15 protein-coding genes are annotated in these 17,621 nt (G+C 73.6%); 9 read left to right on the forward strand and 6 right to left on the reverse strand.

The features are described from left to right. Positions 1-15: 15 nt before the first annotated feature. The 6 genes from WMF12_RS01590 to WMF12_RS01615 form a co-directional block, all read right to left on the reverse strand. A complete protein-coding gene (locus WMF12_RS01590) occupies positions 16-909 on the reverse strand; it encodes a hypothetical protein (protein ID WP_437743834.1) in 894 nt (297 codons plus the stop codon). A gap of 2 nt (positions 910-911) precedes the next feature. Beyond that, on the reverse strand, positions 912-1,940 hold the full coding sequence (locus WMF12_RS01595; RefSeq protein WP_437860847.1) for a phosphatase PAP2 family protein: 1,029 nt from the start codon (positions 1,938-1,940) through the stop codon (positions 912-914). Positions 1,941-1,956: 16 nt separating this feature from the next. Beyond that, positions 1,957-2,313: a cupin domain-containing protein gene (locus tag WMF12_RS01600; protein ID WP_012232951.1), complete on the reverse strand. Its 357-nt coding sequence runs from the start codon at positions 2,311-2,313 to the stop codon at positions 1,957-1,959. 175 nt (positions 2,314-2,488) lie between these two features. After that, positions 2,489-4,192, reverse strand: coding sequence for a DUF4139 domain-containing protein (locus tag WMF12_RS01605; RefSeq protein ID WP_437860848.1), 1,704 nt, complete (start codon positions 4,190-4,192; stop codon positions 2,489-2,491). 19 nt (positions 4,193-4,211) lie between these two features. After that, entirely contained in the window at positions 4,212-6,458 is a 2,247-nt protein-coding gene (locus WMF12_RS01610; protein ID WP_437860849.1) for a DUF4139 domain-containing protein, read from the reverse strand. A gap of 74 nt (positions 6,459-6,532) precedes the next feature. After that, positions 6,533-8,272, reverse strand: a complete 1,740-nt coding sequence (locus tag WMF12_RS01615) for an Eco57I restriction-modification methylase domain-containing protein (protein ID WP_437860850.1) — start codon at positions 8,270-8,272, stop codon at positions 6,533-6,535. 355 nt (positions 8,273-8,627) lie between these two features. On the opposite strand from WMF12_RS01615, the gene acpS reads away from it, so the two are divergent. The 9 genes from acpS (at position 8,628) to cysW (ending at position 17,446) form a co-directional block, all read left to right on the forward strand. Then, positions 8,628-9,074, forward strand: coding sequence for a holo-ACP synthase (gene acpS, locus WMF12_RS01620; RefSeq protein ID WP_437860851.1), 447 nt, complete (start codon positions 8,628-8,630; stop codon positions 9,072-9,074). Continuing rightward, the gene (locus WMF12_RS01625) at positions 9,071-10,867 is read left to right on the forward strand and encodes an NAD(P)H-hydrate dehydratase (RefSeq protein ID WP_437860852.1); all 1,797 of its coding nucleotides are present in this window, start codon (positions 9,071-9,073) and stop codon (positions 10,865-10,867) included. Before acpS ends, WMF12_RS01625 begins: the two co-directional genes overlap by 4 nt. 258 nt (positions 10,868-11,125) lie before the next feature. After that, positions 11,126-11,803, forward strand: coding sequence for an RNA polymerase sigma factor (locus WMF12_RS01630; protein WP_437860853.1), 678 nt, complete (start codon positions 11,126-11,128; stop codon positions 11,801-11,803). A 217-nt stretch (positions 11,804-12,020) separates the two neighbouring features. Further along, positions 12,021-13,364, forward strand: a complete 1,344-nt coding sequence (locus WMF12_RS01635; RefSeq protein ID WP_437860854.1) for an NAD(P)/FAD-dependent oxidoreductase — start codon at positions 12,021-12,023, stop codon at positions 13,362-13,364. 59 nt (positions 13,365-13,423) lie between these two features. Further along, positions 13,424-14,098 (forward strand): helix-turn-helix domain-containing protein, encoded by a 675-nt coding sequence (locus WMF12_RS01640; protein ID WP_437860857.1) that lies wholly within the window; start codon positions 13,424-13,426, stop codon positions 14,096-14,098. Between the two features lie 159 nt (positions 14,099-14,257). Next, the gene (locus WMF12_RS01645; protein WP_012232960.1) at positions 14,258-14,581 is read left to right on the forward strand and encodes a DUF2325 domain-containing protein; all 324 of its coding nucleotides are present in this window, start codon (positions 14,258-14,260) and stop codon (positions 14,579-14,581) included. After that, positions 14,578-15,633 (forward strand): sulfate ABC transporter substrate-binding protein, encoded by a 1,056-nt coding sequence (locus WMF12_RS01650; protein WP_437860866.1) that lies wholly within the window; start codon positions 14,578-14,580, stop codon positions 15,631-15,633. Before WMF12_RS01645 ends, WMF12_RS01650 begins: the two co-directional genes overlap by 4 nt. 5 nt (positions 15,634-15,638) lie before the next feature. Continuing rightward, entirely contained in the window at positions 15,639-16,541 is a 903-nt protein-coding gene (gene cysT / locus WMF12_RS01655; protein WP_437860870.1) for a sulfate ABC transporter permease subunit CysT, read from the forward strand. Beyond that, positions 16,541-17,446, forward strand: coding sequence for a sulfate ABC transporter permease subunit CysW (gene cysW, locus WMF12_RS01660; RefSeq protein WP_437743847.1), 906 nt, complete (start codon positions 16,541-16,543; stop codon positions 17,444-17,446). The genes cysT and cysW overlap by 1 nt, the downstream gene beginning before the upstream one ends. Positions 17,447-17,621 lie beyond the last annotated feature (175 nt).

The raw sequence follows: 17,621 nt of genomic DNA on the forward strand, positions 1-17,621 counted from the left end.
CCGCAGGCGCATGCGTCACGGGAACTCCGGCCAGCGATCGCCGGTCGCCCACCGGTATCGAAGGCCGAGCTGGCCGAGATCCGCGCCCAGCAGGCCGAGGCGATCGGGCGTCGCGGCCACCACCATCACCGTCCCCACCGCGTCCAGGTGGTGCGTCAACGACACGGCCAGCACGGGGCCGAGCCGCACGACGACGCTGTCGCGGCCAGGGTTGCCGAGCACCTCGGCGGCGGCGCCCAGGCGGAGCTCGCCGAACCGGTCCATCTCCGCCATGTAGCCGAGCCGGGCCCGGTAGAGGTACGGCGGCTTCATCACCGCGTGGAGCGCCTCCTCGTAAAGATAGAATCCCTCCGGCGTCCCCAGCACCGCATAACCGGTCGCGACGCCGAACAGGCTGCCTCCGAGCAAGGGTATCGAGCCCGACACCTCGAGCTCCGCCGCGACGTACCGCGACGGGGGGCCCTGCATGAGCTCGGTGTCCCTGCGCGTGTACGACGCCCGAGGCTCGAGGAAGTACTGGGTCGTCGAGAAGGCGTACCGCGCGCCGCCGCGGATCTCCACGCTGGGCAGCGCGGCGCGGAGGCCCAGGTACTCCGCGCCGCCGTTCGGCGAACCGCTCGCATAGCCCTCGATCCCGAGCCAGGACCAGTGGGGCTTGCCCACGCCGAGCGCGAGGCTCGGCCTGAAATAGATCACGCCGAGATCCATCAGCGCGGAGAGGAACGGGCGCGCGGCGGCGCTCCGCGCCCAGTAAGAGCGCTTCTGCAGGAGGTCGATGCCCGAGGGCACCGGCGGCGGCTCGCCGGCGGGCGACGGCAGGTCGGCCGGATCCTGGGCGCCGGCCCCGGCGGGCAGCAGGGTGAGCGCGGCGAGCGTCGCGGCGGCGGCCAGTGCGCGGCGGAGCGTCATCGCTAGAACCTGCCCACCAGGTACCCGCCGAGCGGCGCGGGCGCGAAGCTGAGCGTGACGCCGTCCGCGCGCGGCGCGTCCGAGGCGGGGGCGCCGCCGCGGTAGTGCAGGAGCCACGGGAGCCCGAGGCCGGTCAGGGCGCCGACCGCCGCGCCCGTGAGCGCGTCGGTCGCGAAGTGCTGGTCGGAGACGACCCGGAGCGTCGCCACGGCCGCCGCCGTCCCGAGCGACGCGGCGCACGCGAGCGCGTCGGGGGCGCCGCCGCCGTACAGGGGCAGGCGCGCGTGGTGCGAGCACACGAGCCCCGCCGCCGTGAAGGCGGTCGAGCTGTGGCCGCTGAAGAAGCTCCTGTACCGCTTGCTCCCCCGGCAGTCGCGGTCCTGCTGCTCCTCCGGCCCGGCGCACCCGGCGCGGTAGGGGCGCTCGCGGCTCGTGAGCCCCGCGACGACGCCGTTCAGGGCCGCGTTCAGCGCGAGCGCCTCGACGTCGATCATCGCGATCTCCCAGGCGACGCTGCCGCGGCCGTGCCCCCACCAGGTCACGAGCAGGGCGTCCACCGCGAGGTGGTTGGTCATCAGCGTGAGCAGGAGATCGCTCGCGTCCCGCGCCATCTCGCGCTGGCGATCGCTGCGGATGCGCATGGCGTCGCGCGCCGAGCCGTCGAAGCCGTTCACGGTCGTCCACCGGCCCTCCGACGGCGGGATGGCGAGCGTGCCAAACGCGGTCGCGGCCAGGAGCCCCGTGGCCACATACTCGCTCACGCGGAAGCGCGGCCAGGCCGGATCCCACGCGACCTCGGGCCGCGCGCGAGAGAGAGCCTCCGGCGCGGCCCGGCGCGGCGCGCTCGGCAGCACCGCTCCGGAACGGAGGGCGGTGGTCTCGCCGGCTCCCCGTGTCGCCGCGCCGGACGGCGCCGCGAGCGGCTCGGCTCGCGCCGCAGCAGGCGGCTCGGCTCGCGCCGCTGCAGCGCCGAGCAGCGCCGTCACGGCGAGCGCGCTGGAGGCGAACCGGAGGGGCGCGGCGCACCTCAAGGAGCGGACCGCGCGATCAGAAATCGGGGTGGCCGATGACGAGGAACTCGAGCGGACCGGCGCCCGTGTTGCGCAGCCCGTGGTGTACGTTCGTCTCGACGTGCATCATCTGGCCGGGGCCGAGGGGCACCTCGCGGTCGCCGACGATGCCGAGCGCCTGACCGGCCAGGATGTAGATGGTCTCGGTGGTCTCCGTGTGGAGCTCGCGCGAGATCTCACAGCCGGGGCCCATCGTGCCCCTGTAGAAGCCGAAGGCGTTCCCGCGGTCTCTTCCCAGCAGCTGCGCCATGAAGACGCCTCGGTTGGGCAAATACTCCATCACGTCTTCGTCGGCTGCGGTCAGCACCACGGCCCCGTCGATCTGCTGCCTCATGGCGATCCTCCTCCTTCACGAATGAAGCCGCTGGGAGATCGATCCGTTACAGAAGCGCACTGCGTCCTGTCAACGGCGCTCCGCGCGAACCGTGCGACGGCGGCCGTCGGCGTCTCGGCTTCCCTGCTTCTCTCCTTCTCTCCTTCCCCGTTCCCGCTCTCTGCGTTTCCTGGCTTCAAAAAGGCAACACCACGCTCGCTGCGGCGCGGAGCTCGTAGCTGAACGACATCGTCTTCAACCCCTTCGGAGGGAGCTCGACGTGGCCACGGAGAAATCCGTCCTTCTCGTCCAGCGTCCAGCCGGGGGCCTCGCCGAGCGCGACCTCGACCTCGGCCACCTCGCTGACAGGGATCCGCTCGGTGACCAGCACCCGCTTCACGCTGCTGGAGAGGTTGGACACGGAGAGCTTCACACGCCGGCGGATCTTGCGGCTCCCCGTGATCGCGGCGGTGTCCTGCTCCTCGTCGACGGTGCGCCGCACGCGCACGGCGTCGTCCACGCCGAAGCCGAGCTCGAACGGCTCGCCGGCGCCCACGAAATCGAGCCGGGCGCGGCCGATGAGGCTGCCGCCCCGCGCGACGCGCACCGGGCCTGCCAGCAGCGGGCGCGGCCGTCCGCCGGCGCCGCCGCCGTCCAGCGTCACCGTGGCGCGCAGGTGGGCCGCGGGGTGGACCTCGGGGTACAGCACCAGCGCGAGCTCGGTGGGGAGCGAGCGCCGCGCGATCTCGATGCGCGTCGGGCGGCCGTCGGAGGGGAGGGTCACCGGCTCCGCCGCCTCGAAGATCAGCGGCTCGCCGCCATCGTCCACCCCCGGCATCTCGTCGACCGCCCGCGCCCCGCGGTCGAGCCCGGCCGCGGCGATCGCCTGGTCGCGCGCCTCGACGATCACGCGGCGGCGCTCGATCTCCGTCTTGCGCCGCGCGCGGAGCACGTCGTCCTCGAGCAGCGGCGCCTCGGCGCTCCTCGACGGCCGCGCGGTCGAGAAGCGCGCGGTGACGTTCTCCCAGACCTCGCCCGTCGCCTGCCACGCCGCCGCCCAGGTGGTGAGCTCGATCGAGCCGCCAGGCGCCTGCGCTGCCGCGCCGCCCGCGCTCGTGACCGCGGCGCCGGCGGCGAGCCGCGCCAGGTGCTCGGGGCGCCAGATCGCGCACGCGACGCGGTACGTCAGCTCGATGTCGACGGGCTGCGGCGCGGGGGCGTGCACCTCGACCTCGATCACCGCTTCATAGCGCGGTTGCTCGACGGATCCCTCCCGCAGCCGCGCCCCGGCGCGCCGGGCGTCCTCCTCGGCGCGCGCCCGCGCCGCGCGCGCGTCCGCCGACGCGCCGAGCGCCTCGGCGAGCGCCGCGTGCAGCGCCTCGGCGCCGCCGCGCCACGAGGCGAGGCGCGCGGGCTCGCCGGCGTCCTTCGGGACCTCGCTCATCGCCCGCGCCCACTTCGCGAGCAGCTGGTCGAGGTGGGCCTCGCGCCGCGACGCCCGGTCCCGCGCGCGCTCCGCGGCGCCGGCCCGCAGCGACGCCTCGCGCTCCTCGCGCTCCAGCGCGTCGATCGCCTCGCGACCGAGCGCCGCCTCCCTGTGCGCCCTCCATCGTACGCGCGCCGCCGTCACCCGGACCGCATCCGCGCCCGCGACGCGCGCCTGCACGGTGCGCTCGTCGACGAACACCGAGACGCCGCCGATCGCGATCCACTGCGCCCCGGCCTGGACCTCGACGCGCGCCGCGCGCACGACCTCGGCGCGATCCTCGAACAGCGTCACCGCGCGCGCCGCGCTCGGGTGCGGCGCGCGGGCGCCTTCGTGGCCGCCGCTCTCGTCGCTCGCTCCGCCTCCGCTGGCGCTCCGCCCAGCCCGGTCCGAACCGCTCGCATCCGTTGCCATGGTGCGCTCGTTTCCTTTGTTATTCCCGACGGTTACCGCCGACGATCTCGTTCTTGGACGAGAACACCACGCGGTAGGTGAAGGCGACGGAGGCCTTGCCGCCTGGCGCGATCGGGACGCGCCAGCGCAGCCCGCCGCGCACCGGCTCGCCGAGCTCCTCCTGGGTGTACGGCTCGGCCTTCGGCTGCGACGAGAGGAGCTTGATCTCGACGTCCTTGTCGTCCGTCACCGGGATGCGGTCGAGGACCTCGACCTCGACGCCCATCCCGAGCGACGAGGAGAGGTCGATGACGACCGCGTGCTCGACGGCGAGCGAGCCGCCGAGCAGGCCGGCGCTCGACTCGTCCACGCGCGCGTTCCTGGCGACCCGGATCCGCTCCTCGACGCCGAGGCCGGCGCGGAGGAGGCCGCCCCGGTCCACGCGGCCGAGCGCGGACTGCGCCGCGAGGGCGCCGTCGACGAAGATGTCGACCGGCCCCGCGAGCAGCGGGGCGTCGAACGGGTTCTCGACGCGCGCCTCGCGGTAGACCTCGGCGGCTTCGCGGGGCGCGGTCACGAACCGGGGCGCGGCGGGGGCGCGCGCGGCGCCCAGCGCGACGCGGTGGAGCCTGCCGTTCGACGGCACGTCGGCGGCGCTCTCGCCGACGTAGAGGTGGTCGAATTGCCCGCGCGAGTCGCGCGGATCCACGGCCCGGGGCGGGGCGCCGAGGTCCGCGATGTCCTGCTCCGCCCGACGCGCGTTGCGCCGCGAGGGCCCGGGCTCGTCGCGCGCGAGCCGGCCGCGCTGTTTGCCCGCGCCGGGGAGGTGCAGCGCGTCGAAGTCGAGCCACTCCTCGACCTGCGCGGGCTCGAGCGCCGGGGCGGCCCCGGCGCCCTCCAGCGCCTGCTCGGGAGCGAGCCATTCCTCCTCGAGGCTGGCCGCGGCCTCGACGCTCGCCGCGGAGCCCAGGGCGCTCCGGGGGACCGGGGGCGCGCTCGCCTGGGGAGCCGGCGGCGGGGGCGGCGCCCCGTGGCCGCCGCCGAACGACGGGAGCGACAGCCCGCGCGACTTCCGCGCCGGCGCGGCGAGCGGCATCGGCGGGGCGAGCGCCATCGGCGCGCCGGCCTGCATCGGGGGCGGCGGGGCGGCCGGGCCGGATGGCGCAGGCGGCGCTGGCCTCTTCATCGCCGCGAAGGGCTCCGGGCTGGCCCGGTTCCGCGTGGCCTCGCCGCCGTCACGCGCGGGCGGGAGCTTTCCAGGCGCGGCGGTGGTCCGCGCGGCCGGCTCGGGGAGGGCGGCGACGAAGCGGTCGAACCCGTCGAACATGGCGTCGAGCCCCTCCGGCGCGGGGCGGTAGCCGCGGCGCGGGGGGCGCTGCGCGCGGCTGAGCCGCAGCGAGGCGAGCTCCGGCAGCCGCGTGTCCTGCACGAGATCGGCGGTGGCGAGCGCGAGGCGCACGTCCTTCCAGTCCTCGCCGGAGGCCTGCGCGACGAGGGCGTCGAGCTGCAAGGCGACCTCGGTCGCGCCGCGCGAGAACCGCGCCGCGTAGGCGGGCCACCAGCGCGCGGCGAACACGGCGTACTCGAGCCGGAGCGCCGGCTCCCCGGCCGCGCCGCCGCGCTCCGGCGCGAGCCGCACGACGACGTCGAGGCGCGCCGGGTCGCGCTCCTCGACCTCGCCGCTCGTGGCCTGGGCGGCGTCGATCTGGGCGGCCAGGAGCTCCTTCCGGGCGCGCTCGAGCTCCGCGTCGAGCGCGGCGGCGCGGGCGTCGAGCGCGGCGAGCTCGTCCGAGAGCAGGCCGCTCACCGCGAGCGCGTCGCGGATGCGGGCCGCCGGGTCGCCCGGCCGGAAGCGCCGCGCGAGCTCCGGATCGAGCGAGACGGCGCCGAGCTGGTCGCGCCAGAGGCGGAGGTGGTCGCGCTCCGCCGACAGGCGCGCGATCGCGAGCTCGAGCTCGCGGAGCTCGGCGGAGAGCGCCGTCCTCGAGACGGGCGCCGGGGGCACGACGAGCCGCGCGCGCACGCCGATCACGTCGCGCACGTCGCGCGCGGGCCCGGAGGCGGCCGCCGCGCCCGCCGGGGCGCCTGCGGCGGCGCCGCCCGCGGCGTCGATGAGCGCGCGGAAGCTCCCCGGCTCGGCGAGCGGCGTGATCCCCGGCACCGAGATCTCGACCGCCCCCCGGGGGAGCGGCGCCGCGAGCTCGACGCGGCGGGTGACGATCGCCCCGCGCGCGTACACGACGACCCCCTCGATACGGCTAGCGCACTCGATCTTCTCGGCCGTCATCGCTCGTCCCCTCGCCCGCGAACGCCCCGCGAGAGCGCGACGGTATCACGCCGCGCGCGGGCCCGGATAGCGGGCTATCTCCTCGTGTCGAGGAAGCCGAACCCGGGCAGCGCGTCGATGCCGTAGGCGCGCAGCGCGAGCTCGTCGAGCCTGTCGAAGTCGCGCCGCCGGAAGGAGCTGCGGAGATCGCTCATCAGCTCCTCCGCGACGCTCTCCGGCGGGGGCAGGCGGATCCGCCGCAGGTACTGGGCCTGGAAGCGCAGGTAGCCTCCGCGCATCTTGACCGCATAGGACCACACGAAGAAGAGGGCGACTTTGGAGGCGAGCAGCCCGCCGAGGGCCTCCATGTCCCAGCCCTCCGAGGTGATGAAATAGAGATTGTGGTGCGGATAGAACCTGCCCTCGTCATAGACCACCTCGTTGGAGCCCGCGATGTCGGGGACGAGCAGCTTCGGGGCGGTGGTCAGCGCCGGAACCACGCGATCGATGGTGCGGAACCAGCCTGCGCCGCCCCGCCGCGCGATGTAGCGCCTCCTGATCTCGGCCTCGTGCGCGTGCAGGTACCCGGAGAGCCTGGGGTACTCCTCGAGATGGACCACCTTGCCGTCGGATCCGAAGGGATTGATGACGAACCGCCTGGCGTCGCGGATGCGGCCGTCCTCGATATCGTGTCGCATGACGAGCGGCACGAGGCGATCGCGCTCGATATCCACCTCTTCGCCGACGATGTAGATCCTGTCGTTCCCGGTGGCGACGCCGATGCCGACGCGCGTCCCGCCGACCTCCTCGATCGGCGCGAACCGCGCCTCGAGCGCGCGCAGGGCCTCGAGGTGCTCTGGCGAGCCGAGCACCCACGGGTCGTCGCCTTCGAACCAGGAAGCGTACTCCGACACGGCGACGCCGGAGCCGCGCTCCGCCGCGCCCGCCTCCGCGCGCCCCTCCGCGCGTCCCTCCGCGTGTCCCTCCGCGTATCGAAGAGCGGCGGACGCGGCCTCGCACTCCTCCGGCGAGGCGGTGCGCAGCGTCGCGACAGGGACGCTCCCCGTCTTGCCGGGCGACACGGCGAATATCGACGGGTAGGCGACGACCTCGGACTCGAAGGGAGACGCGCCGCGCAGATCGACGTAGCACCGCACCCGGAACCACCTCGACAGCAGCCGGCGGAGCGGCGCGCCGTACCGGTTGAGGGTCCACCGGTCGGCGCAGATGAAGGAGAGGATCCCGCCGGGCGCGAGGAGCTCGAGGCCGCGCTCGATGAACGCCACGTAGAGATCGGCGCGGTCGTAGAGCGATCTGTACCGGTGTCGATACTCCTCCTGGAGCTCGGGCGAGAGCTGTTCGATCCTGACATAGGGCGGGTTGCCGACCACCGCGTCGAACCGGCGTCCCTGGCTGGTGAGCAGGAAGTCGCCGTGGGCGATCCAGGCCTCGGAGAGGCGCGTCGCGTCGCCCTGCGGCAGCCCGAGCCGCGCGAGGGCGCCGGCGACCGCGAGGCGCGCGTGGTCGACGTGAGCTCGCTCGACGTCGTACGACCGGATCGCCGGCTCGATCTCGAGGAGGTCGCGATCGTGGCGGCGCGCCGACTGGATCAGCCGCTCGGCGGCGGGGACCAGGAACGCGCCATGGCCGCAGGCTGGCTCGAGCAGCGACAGCGACGCGAGATCCCGGTCCGCGGTGTAGCCCGCGAGATCGAGGATGAGATTCACGACGTGGGGTTTCGTCAGCACCACGCCGTGGGCCTCGCCCGACGAGCGCTCGCCGTAATCGTAGGCGCTCTGCGGGAGCATGACCGTCAGATCGAGGGCTGTCTGCATTGGCGCCGCGAGCATGGTAGCCGCGATCGGCGCGCGCGGGCGGCGCTCCACGGCCGCGCTCGCCGCGCGGTCGCGGCGCCCGAGGCCGCGGCCGGCCGCATCGCGCCGGGCCTCTTCCCCGCTCGCGTGCCGCCGTCGAGGCGCTTTCTGCGTCTGCTTCTGCTTCCGCTTCCGCGCTCGGGGCGAGGCGCGGATCGCGTTTCAGGAGGCGTCGCCATCGAATAGGGTAGAGTCGCCGCATGGCCTTCCCCGTGTCTGTCCGTCCCGCCAATCGCATCGCGGCGAGCGTCACCTGCGGAGGCGCCGTGCAACCGCCGGCCGCCGGCCCGGACGCTCGGTCGAGCGAGGGGGGCGCGTGATCCTCGGCATCGGCATCGACGTCTGCGGCATCGGACGCATGGAGGAGGCGCTCGCGCGGTGGGGGGAGCGGTTCTGGGAGCGGGTGCTGTCCGAGCCGGAGCGCCGCTCGCTCGCGCACCGCGTGGACCGGGCGACGGCGCTCGCGGGCCGCTTCGCCGCGAAGGAGGCCGTGGTGAAGGCGATGGCCGGCGCGCCGGGCGTCAGCTGGCACCACCTGGAGGTGCGCGGCGCGCCGCGCATGCCGCCGACGATGGCGCTCCACGGCCCGGCGCGCGCGCTCGCCGAGCGCATGGGCGTCCAGCGGGTCCACCTGTCGATCACGCATGATGCAGGCGTGGCGGCGGCGGTGGCTATCCTGGAAGGGGAGAGCCGATCCCCGACCGAAGCGGACGAGGGCGGCGAGAGCCGATCCAGCCTGGACGAAGGGAAAGAGCGCTCGTGATTCCGGTCCTATCGCGCGCGCAGATGCGCGCCTTCGACAAACACGCGATCCACCAGTGCCACGTCCCCGGCGTGGTCCTCATGGAGAACGCCGGCCGCGGCGCCGCCGACGTGATCTCGGCGATCATCGAGGGGCGCAACGCCGGGCAGCCCGGCGACGCCGCGCACCGCGCGCCGCACCCGCTCGCGTCCGGCCTTTCGCCCGCGCGGGCGTTCTGGCCGGCGACGTTGCCCTCCGGGGCGGGTCTCCGGGGCCGCCCCGGGAGCGTCCCGCCGCCGCCGAACGGCCGCCGCGACGCCGAGGAGGCCCGCGCCGCGCGCATCCGATCGTTCCCGGTGCGGCACGTCCCGAGCCCGGGGCAGCCCGCGACGTACCCCCTCCACGCCCGCGTCGTCGTCGTCTGCGGGGCCGGCAACAACGGCGGCGACGGCTTCGTCGTGGCGCGCCACCTCCTCGCCCGCGGCGCGGAGGTCCAGGTCTTCCTGGCCGCCCGGTCCGAGAAGGTCACCGGCGATAGCCGCATCAACCACGATGCGTACGTGGATCTCGGCGGCGCGCTGACCGAGCTCCCCCCGGGCGCGTCCCTCGCCCCGCTCGAGGTCGCGCTCGCGGGGGCCGACCTCCTCGTCGACGCGATCTTCGGCACGGGCCTCGACCGCCCCATCGAGGGCCACCTCGCCGACGTCATCGGCGTCCTCAACACGGCGACCTGCCTCTGCATCGCGCTCGACGTGCCCTCGGGCCTCGACGCCGACAGCGGCGCGCCGCTCGGCGCCGCGGTGCAGGCCGACGAGACCGTCACCTTCGGCCACCTCAAGATCGGCCTGCTCACGCCCGAGGGCGCGCGGCTCGCGGGCAACGTGCACGTCGTCGATCTCGGGGTCCCGGACCGGCCGATCCTCGCCCAGGTGGGCCACGTCGCGGAGGTCCTCCGCAAGGAGACGATCGGCTCGTCGCTGCGCCCGCGCGAGGCGAGCGTCTACAAGCACCAGGCGGGCAACGTGCTCGTCATCGCCGGCTCGTCGGGCAAGCTCGGCGCCGCGCTGCTGACCGCGCGCGCGGCGATGCGGACGGGCGCGGGCCTCGTGACGATCTGCACCTGGGCCGACACCGCGCGCGCGATGGAGTCGCGCGTCGTGGAGCTGATGACGACCTCGATCGATCCGGCCCGCATCGCGGCGTCGCTCGACGGCGCGCTCGCCGGGCGGCGGGCGGTCGCCATCGGCCCGGGCCTCGGCCTCGACGAGCGGGCGCGGGCCGCGGTGGATCACGTCGTGCTCGGCTGGGACGGCCTGAAGGTCGTCGACGCGGACGCCCTGACGCACTTCGTGGGCCGCCCGGAGGCGCTCGCGACCGCGCGCGGGAGCCTCATCATGACGCCGCACTCCGGCGAGCTCGGCCGGCTCCTGGGCCGGAGCGCTCGGGCCGTCGAGGAGGACCGCTTCGGCGCCGTGCGCGAGGCGGTGGCGCTCACCCGGGCGATCGTCGTGCTCAAGGGGGCGCGCACGATCATCGCGCTCCCGGACGGCCGCATGTTCATCTGCATGGCGGGCAACCCCGCGCTCGCCACCGCCGGCTCGGGCGACGTCCTGACCGGGATGATCGCGGCCCTGCTGTGCTCGATGGATCCCACCGCCGCGGCGAGCGCCGGGGTGCTGATCCACGCGCTCGCCGGCGATGTGTGGCGCGCGCAGACGGGCAGCGATCGGGGGCTGCTCGCGGGCGAGATCGCCGAGCTGGTCCCGGGCCTGATCGCCGCGCTGGCCGCCGGGAGCGACCCGTTCTCGACGTGACGCGAGCGCCTGCTCCGCCGGACGCCTCGCCCGGCGCCCGCTCTGCTGGACGCCGCGCCCGGCGCTCGCGCGGGTGGGGCCGCCGGGCCGGGCGCGCCGCGGGGCGGCTCGCCACCCTGGCGCGCCCGTTCTCCCTGCTGTCGATTTGACACGCGCCCGCGTGTCTCCGCCCGCGCCGTTCAGCGTGATCCGCGGCCTTCGCGAGGTCCGCGCGGTGGCACCTGCCTTGCCAGTGCCGGTTACGCAGGAGGTCCCGCCATGCTCGTCCACGCCGCTCATGCCCCCGCCCGGTCCTCGAACCCAGCGCCGCCGCCGCCCGGCGCGACGCGCGCGCTCGGGCGCGGGCCGTCCTTCGGCGCGGCGCGGACGGCGCCGGGAGAGGGCTCGCGGGGAGCGGTCGACGAGCTGCTCCGCGGCCTTGTCGAAATGACACCGGAGCTCTTCGGCCGCGCGCTGCGGCTCTCCCGGACGCCCGCGACGGCCGAGGACCTCGTGCAGGACACGGTGGAGCGGGCGATCCGGTTCGCGGGGAGCTACGAGCCCGGGACCAACCTGCGGGCGTGGGTGCACCAGATCCTCTTCAGCGTCTTCATCACCCGCTGCCGGCGCAGCCGTCGCGAGCGCAACGCCCTCGACGTGCTCGCGACCGACCCGTGCGCGTGGACGGCGCCGGAGCGCTGCGCCGACATGCACGCGCTCTCGCCCGGCGTGCGGCGTGCGCTCGCGACGCTCCCGCCGACCTTCCGTGACACCCTGGTGCTCGTGGACCTCGAGGAGATGTCTTACAAGGACGCAGCGACGCGGCTGGGCGTCCCGGTCGGCACCGTCATGAGCCGCCTGCACCGCGGCCGGAAGCTGCTCGCCGAGGTGCTGCGTGGCGAAGCGCCGGACGGCAAGGCCGAGGCGAGGAGCGACGTGAAGGCCGCGGCAGCATGAGCGATCGCGGCGGCGATCTCCGTCGCCCGCGACCGGGATCACGTCGCCCCTGCGCTGCGCCTCTGCGGCCCGATTGGCCGTCGCGACGAGGGCTCTTTCGGCCGCCTGCGCGCCGCGCCCGCCCGCCGCGCCCGCGCGCTGCGCCTTCTTGCCGCGGTGATCTGGGCCCCCTACCATCGTCGTGCCACCGAGGAAGCGTTCCTCGCCAGGAGGCACCATGGCAACGACCACGAGAGAGCCTCACGTCGTGATCGTCGGCGGAGGGTTCGGCGGCCTGAACGCGGCAAAGGCGCTCCGCGACGCGCCCGTCCGGGTCACCCTCATCGACAGGACCAATCACCACCTGTTCCAGCCGCTGCTCTATCAGGTGGCGACGGCCAGCCTCTCGCCGGCCGACATCGCGGTCCCGATCCGATCGGTCCTGTCGCGCCAGCGCAACGTCCGGGTCCTGCTCGGCGAGGTGACGGGCGTGGACCTCGCCGGCCGGCGCGTCACCGTCGACGGCGACCCGCTGGACTACGACTTCCTGATCCTCGCGGTCGGCGCGACGAACAACTACTTTGGCCACGAGGAGTGGGCCCGGTTCGCGCCGGCGCTCAAGAACCTCGACGAGGCGCTCACCATCCGCGAGCGCATGCTGCTCGCCTTCGAGGCCGCCGAGCGCGAGGAGGACCCCGCAGCGCGGCGGCGGCTGCTCACGTTCGTCGTCATCGGCGGCGGCGCCACGGGCGTCGAGATGGCCGGCGCCTTCGCCGAGCTCGCGCGCTACATCCTCGCGCGCGACTTCCGCTCCCTCGACCCTTCGCTCTCGCGGGTGCTGCTCGTCGAGATCGGCGCCCGCATCCTCCAGGCCTTCCCGGAGAGCCTCTCGGCGAGCGCCGAGGAGCAGCTCGCGTCCCTCGGGGTCGAGGTCATCAAGGGGCGCCGCTTCCGCAGCATCGACGAGCAGGGCGTGCTGTTCGAGGACGGCGAGCGCCTCCCCGCCGCGACCGTCATCTGGGCCGCGGGGGTCCGCGGCACCCCGCTCGCGCGCGCGCTCGGCGTCGAGCTCGATCGCGTCGGCCGCGTGAAGGTCGGGCCGGACTGCTCCCTCCCCGGGCACCCGGGCGTCTTCGCGATCGGCGACATGGCCACGCTCCGCGACCGGAACGGCGTCGACGTGCCCGGCCTCAGCCCGGCCGCGATCCAGGAGGGTCGCTTCGTCGCGCGCTGCATCCTCGATGATCTCGAGGGCCGCCCGCGCGGGCAGTTCGCCTACCGCGACAAGGGGACGATGGCGACCATCGGCCGCTCGCGCGCCATCGCGAAGGTCGGGCGCCTGCAGATGTCGGGCACGCTCGCGTGGCTCGCCTGGCTGGCCGTCCACGTGCTGTTCCTTATCGGCTTCAGGAACCGCTTCACCGTCATGTTCGCGTGGATGTGGCAGTACATCACCTTCAAGCGCGGCGCCCGCCTCATCACCGGCCACACCTCGCCGGTGCTCCTGGCGGCGCCCGCGCCTTCGGTGCGTCGCCCGTCGCCCGCGAGCCCGGTCGCGGAGGCGGTCTCCGGCGGCCCCTGAGCGCGCCCTTCCCCCCGCTCGCTTGACGCGCGCCCTCCACCATGGCGGATACGCGTCCAGTGAAGGCACGCAGAGCCCAGACACCCGCGCGGTCGGCGGCCGCCGAGCCGCCGTCCCCACCCCCGCCCCCGGCGAGCGAGCCTGGCGGGGACGACCCGGCGCTCGACGAGGCGTCGGATCTCACGCCGGTCGTCGCCTCCAACCTGAAGCGGTTCCGGGCCGAGCGGGGCCTGTCGCTCGAGCGCCTGGCGAAGGCGTCCGGGGTGAGCCGGGCGATGCTGGGGCAGATCGAGCTGGGCCAGAGCACGCCGACCATCAACGTCCTCTGGAAGATCGCGCGCGCCCTCGGGGTCCCCTTCTCGGCGCTGATGAGCCAGGCGACCTCGCCCGTCACGACCGTCATGCAGGCCTCGCAGGCGCGCATCCTGCGGTCTCGCAACGGCGACTTCTCTTCCCGGGCGCTCTTCCCGATGGACCGGCCGCGCAACGTGGAGTTCTACGAGCTCCGCCTCGCGCCGCGCTCGGTCGAGCACGCCGACGCGCACGCCCCGGGCACCGCGGAGAACCTGATCGTCACCGAGGGCTCGGTGGAGATCACCGTGGCCGGCGAGCGGCGCCTGCTCGAGACCGGCGACGCCATCCTGTTCGAGGCCGACAGCCCGCACAGCTACCGCAACCCGGGCAGCGCCGAGGCCGTCATGTACCTCGTCATGACCTACGGTTCGCGCGGCTAGCCCCGCCGCATTTCCGGACCCCGCCGGCCTCGTGTCCCTCCGGTATCCAAGACATGTCCTCCGTTATCCTGGCAGATCTCCCTTGCGTCCTCTGCTTTAGCGTGAGATATGTCCGTTATAGCGGCGGTCACCCGCTGCGAGGAGCAAGGAGGCGGAGCGATGCGGATCACCTGGATTGGTGGGTTGGATCGCAACCAGGCTCAGCTGGAGCGGATGGCGCTGCAGGCGGGGCACCACCTGGAGTTTCACACGGGCAACACGGGCGGCCGCGGGGCGGCCGAGCTGCGGGCGGCCATCGAGCGGGCCGATCTCGTGATCGTGCTGACCGACGTGAACAGCCACGGCGGCGTGCTCCTCGCCAAGAAGCTCTGCCAGAAGCTCGGTCGCGCGGCGTTCATGGCCCGGCGCTGCGGCGCCTCGCGCTTCCAGCAGCTGCTCGACGCGCTCGCGCAGCGGGAATCGCGGTATCTCGCGACTGGATGAGGGAGCAAGGACGATCGATGCGATGCTTGATGACGATGCTTTGTTGTGTGCTGGCGCTGGCGCTCTCGGCGTGCTCGAAGGGCGACGCGGCCGGCGCCTCGAAGTCGGGGTCGGTGCAGATACTGAACGTCTCCTACGACCCCACGCGCGAGCTCTATGAAGAGGTGAACGCCGCCTTCGCGAAGCGCTGGAAGGAGCAGAGCGGACAGGACGTCACCATCAAGCAATCGCACGGCGGCTCGGGCAAGCAGGCCCGGTCGGTGATCGACGGGCTCGAGGGGGACGTGGTCACGCTCGCGCTCGCCTACGACGTCGATGCGGTCGCGTCCGCCGGGCTGATCAAGGAGGGATGGCAGGCGCGCCTCAAGGACAACAGCGCTCCTTACACGTCGACCATTGTCTTCCTGGTGCGCAAGGGCAACCCCAAGGGCATCAAGGACTGGGACGATCTCGTGAAGGAGGGCGTGGCGGTCATCACCCCGAACCCGAAGACCTCCGGCGGGGCGCGCTGGAACTACCTCGCTGCGTGGGGGTACGAGCTGAAGCGAGCGGGCGGCGACGAGGCGAAGGCGAAGGATTTCGTCGGCCGCCTCTTCAAGAACGTGCCCGTCCTCGACACGGGGGCGCGCGGCTCGACCACGACGTTCGTCGAGCGTGGGCTCGGCGACGTGCTGATCGCCTGGGAGAACGAGGCGCTGCTCGCGGTGAAGCAGAGCGGTAAGGACAAATTCGAGGTGATCGTGCCGTCGATCAGCATCCTCGCCGAGCCGCCTGTCGCGGTGGTCGACAAGGTGGTCGACAGGCGCGGGACGAGGGCGGTGGCGGAGGCGTACCTCGCCTTCCTCTCCACGGAGGACGGCCAGCGCATCGCGGTGAAGCACTTCTACCGCCCGCGCAACCCGGCGATCCTCGCGGCGGCCGAGTCGGAGGGTGTCTTCCAGAAGGTCGCGCTCTTCTCGATTGACGAGGTGTTCGGGGGGTGGCAAAAAGCCCAGAAGGCGCACTTCTCCGACGGCGGCGTCTTCGACCAGATCTACCAGGCCGGTAAGTAGACTTCGTGGCTCTCCTCTGGCGGCGACAGAGCGTTCTGCCCGGCTTCGGGCTGGCGATGGGGATTACGGTAACGTACCTGTCGCTGCTGGTGCTTGTCCCGCTGTCGATGATCTTCCTCAAGACGGCGACGCTCCAGCCCGCCGAGATCTGGGCCGTGGTGACCTCGCCGCGCGCCGTCGCCTCGTTGAAGATGAGCTTTGCCGCGTCGCTCATCGCGGCGGGCATCAACGCGGTCTTCGGCGTCCTCGTGGCGTGGGTGCTCGTCCGCTACAGCTTTCCGGGCAAGTCGATCGTCGACGCGCTCGTCGACCTGCCCTTCGCGCTCCCGACGGCGGTCGGCGGCATCGCGCTCACGGCCATCTATGCGCAGCAGGGGTGGGTCGGTCGGTTCCTGTATCCGCTCGGGATCCAGAGCGCGTTCAGCCGCCTGGGCGTCGTCATTGCGCTCACCTTCGTGGGGCTCCCGTTCGTCGTGCGGACGGTCCAGCCGGTGATGGAGGAGCTCGAGGTCGACCAGGAAGAGGCGGCGGCGTCGCTCGGCGCGGGCCGCTTCCAGATCTTCCGTCGCATCCTCCTGCCCGCGCTCTGGCCATCGATCCTCACCGGGTTCGCGATGTCGTTCGCGAGGGCGTTCGGTGAGTACGGGTCGGTCGTGTTCATCTCGGGGAACATGCCCCTCAAGACGGAGATCGCGCCGCTCGTCATCATGACCAAGCTCGAGCAGTACGACTACGCGGGCGCGACGGCGCTCGCGCTCGTGATGCTTCTCTGCTCCTTCGTGCTCCTCTTCCTGATCAACCGACTCCAGTCCTGGAGCGGCGCGCGCGGGTCGCGGAGCGCTGTCGAAGCGCCCCAGCCTGCGTCCGAGCGGCCCGCGGGGGCCAGAGCGCCCGGGGTCGCGTCGTAGTGGCTGGCGCGGCCGGCAAGCTGCGGTTCAGGTCGCGCGGGGCGGTGCGCGGCGCGACGTCCGAGCCCCCGCTGGTGCGCTGGGCGCTGACGGCGGCGGCGCTCGCGTTCCTCGGGTTCTTCCTCTTCCTGCCGGTCGTGGCGGTGTTCATCGAGGCGTTGAAGGACGGCCTCGCGGGGTACTGGCGGGCGATCACCGCGCCGGACGCCATCGCCGCCATCGAGCTGACGCTCACGACCGCGCTCATCGCCGTGCCGCTCAACCTCGTCTTCGGCGTGGCCGCGGCCTGGGCGATCGCGCGCTTCGAGTTCACGGGAAAGAGCCTGCTCGTCACGCTCATCGATCTGCCGTTCGCGGTCTCGCCGGTGATCTCCGGCATGATCTTCGTCCTGCTCTTCGGGGCGCAAGGGGTGCTCGGCCCCTGGCTCATCGAGCACGACCTCCGGGTCATCTTCGATCGTCCGGGGATCATCCTCGCGACGACGTTCGTGACGTTCCCGTTCGTCGCGCGCGAGCTCATCCCGTTCCTGGAGAGCCAGGGGGCCGACGAGGAGCACGCGGCGCTGTCGCTCGGCGCGAGCGGGTGGAGCATGTTCTTCCGCATCACCCTCCCCAACGCGAAGTGGGGCCTGCTCTACGGCGTGGTGCTCTGCAACGCGCGGGCGATGGGCGAGTTCGGCGCGGTGTCGGTCGTCTCGGGGCATATCCGGGGGCAGACCAACACCATGCCGCTGCACGTCGAGGTGCTCTACAACGAGTTCCACTTCTCGGCGGCGTTCGCGGTCGCCTCGTTGCTCGTCCTGCTCGCGCTCCTGACGCTCGTGGCGAAGCGCCTTATCGAAGGCCGGGCGCAGCGAGACGCCGCTCCTGAGATCGACCCGGCGGCGAAGGCCGGCGCGGGGTGACGCGCGCGCTCCATCGCGCGCGGGACGGAGCGCGCGACGGAGCGAGGGCCGCTGGAGGACTCGGCACGAGCGGCACGAGAGGGAGCGCCGGGGACACGGCGCTTCCCTGGAATCGCCGTTGCCCAGGAGAACGGATGGCGCGCGGAGAACAGCAGATCTCGACGCTTCGACGCGG

Source organism: Sorangium sp. So ce363 (assembly GCF_051520435.1).
GTDB classification, from domain to species: domain Bacteria; phylum Myxococcota_A; class Polyangia; order Polyangiales; family Polyangiaceae; genus Sorangium; species Sorangium cellulosum_B.

Bases quoted from the DNA above. Each gene is read 5' to 3' on its own strand.
- WMF12_RS01630 (WP_437860853.1), top strand. From the start codon at position 11,126: ATGCTCGTCCACGCCGCTCATGCCCCCGCCCGGTCCTCGAACCCAGCG.
- WMF12_RS01650 (WP_437860866.1), top strand. From the start codon at position 14,578: ATGAGGGAGCAAGGACGATCGATGCGATGCTTGATGACGATGCTTTGT.
- WMF12_RS01600 (WP_012232951.1), bottom strand. From the start codon at position 2,313: ATGAGGCAGCAGATCGACGGGGCCGTGGTGCTGACCGCAGCCGACGAA.
- WMF12_RS01605 (WP_437860848.1), bottom strand. From the start codon at position 4,192: ATGGCAACGGATGCGAGCGGTTCGGACCGGGCTGGGCGGAGCGCCAGC.
- WMF12_RS01615 (WP_437860850.1), bottom strand. From the start codon at position 8,272: ATGCAGACAGCCCTCGATCTGACGGTCATGCTCCCGCAGAGCGCCTAC.
- WMF12_RS01645 (WP_012232960.1), top strand. From the start codon at position 14,258: ATGCGGATCACCTGGATTGGTGGGTTGGATCGCAACCAGGCTCAGCTG.
- WMF12_RS01590 (WP_437743834.1), bottom strand. From the start codon at position 909: ATGACGCTCCGCCGCGCACTGGCCGCCGCCGCGACGCTCGCCGCGCTC.
- WMF12_RS01635 (WP_437860854.1), top strand. From the start codon at position 12,021: ATGGCAACGACCACGAGAGAGCCTCACGTCGTGATCGTCGGCGGAGGG.
- WMF12_RS01610 (WP_437860849.1), bottom strand. From the start codon at position 6,458: ATGACGGCCGAGAAGATCGAGTGCGCTAGCCGTATCGAGGGGGTCGTC.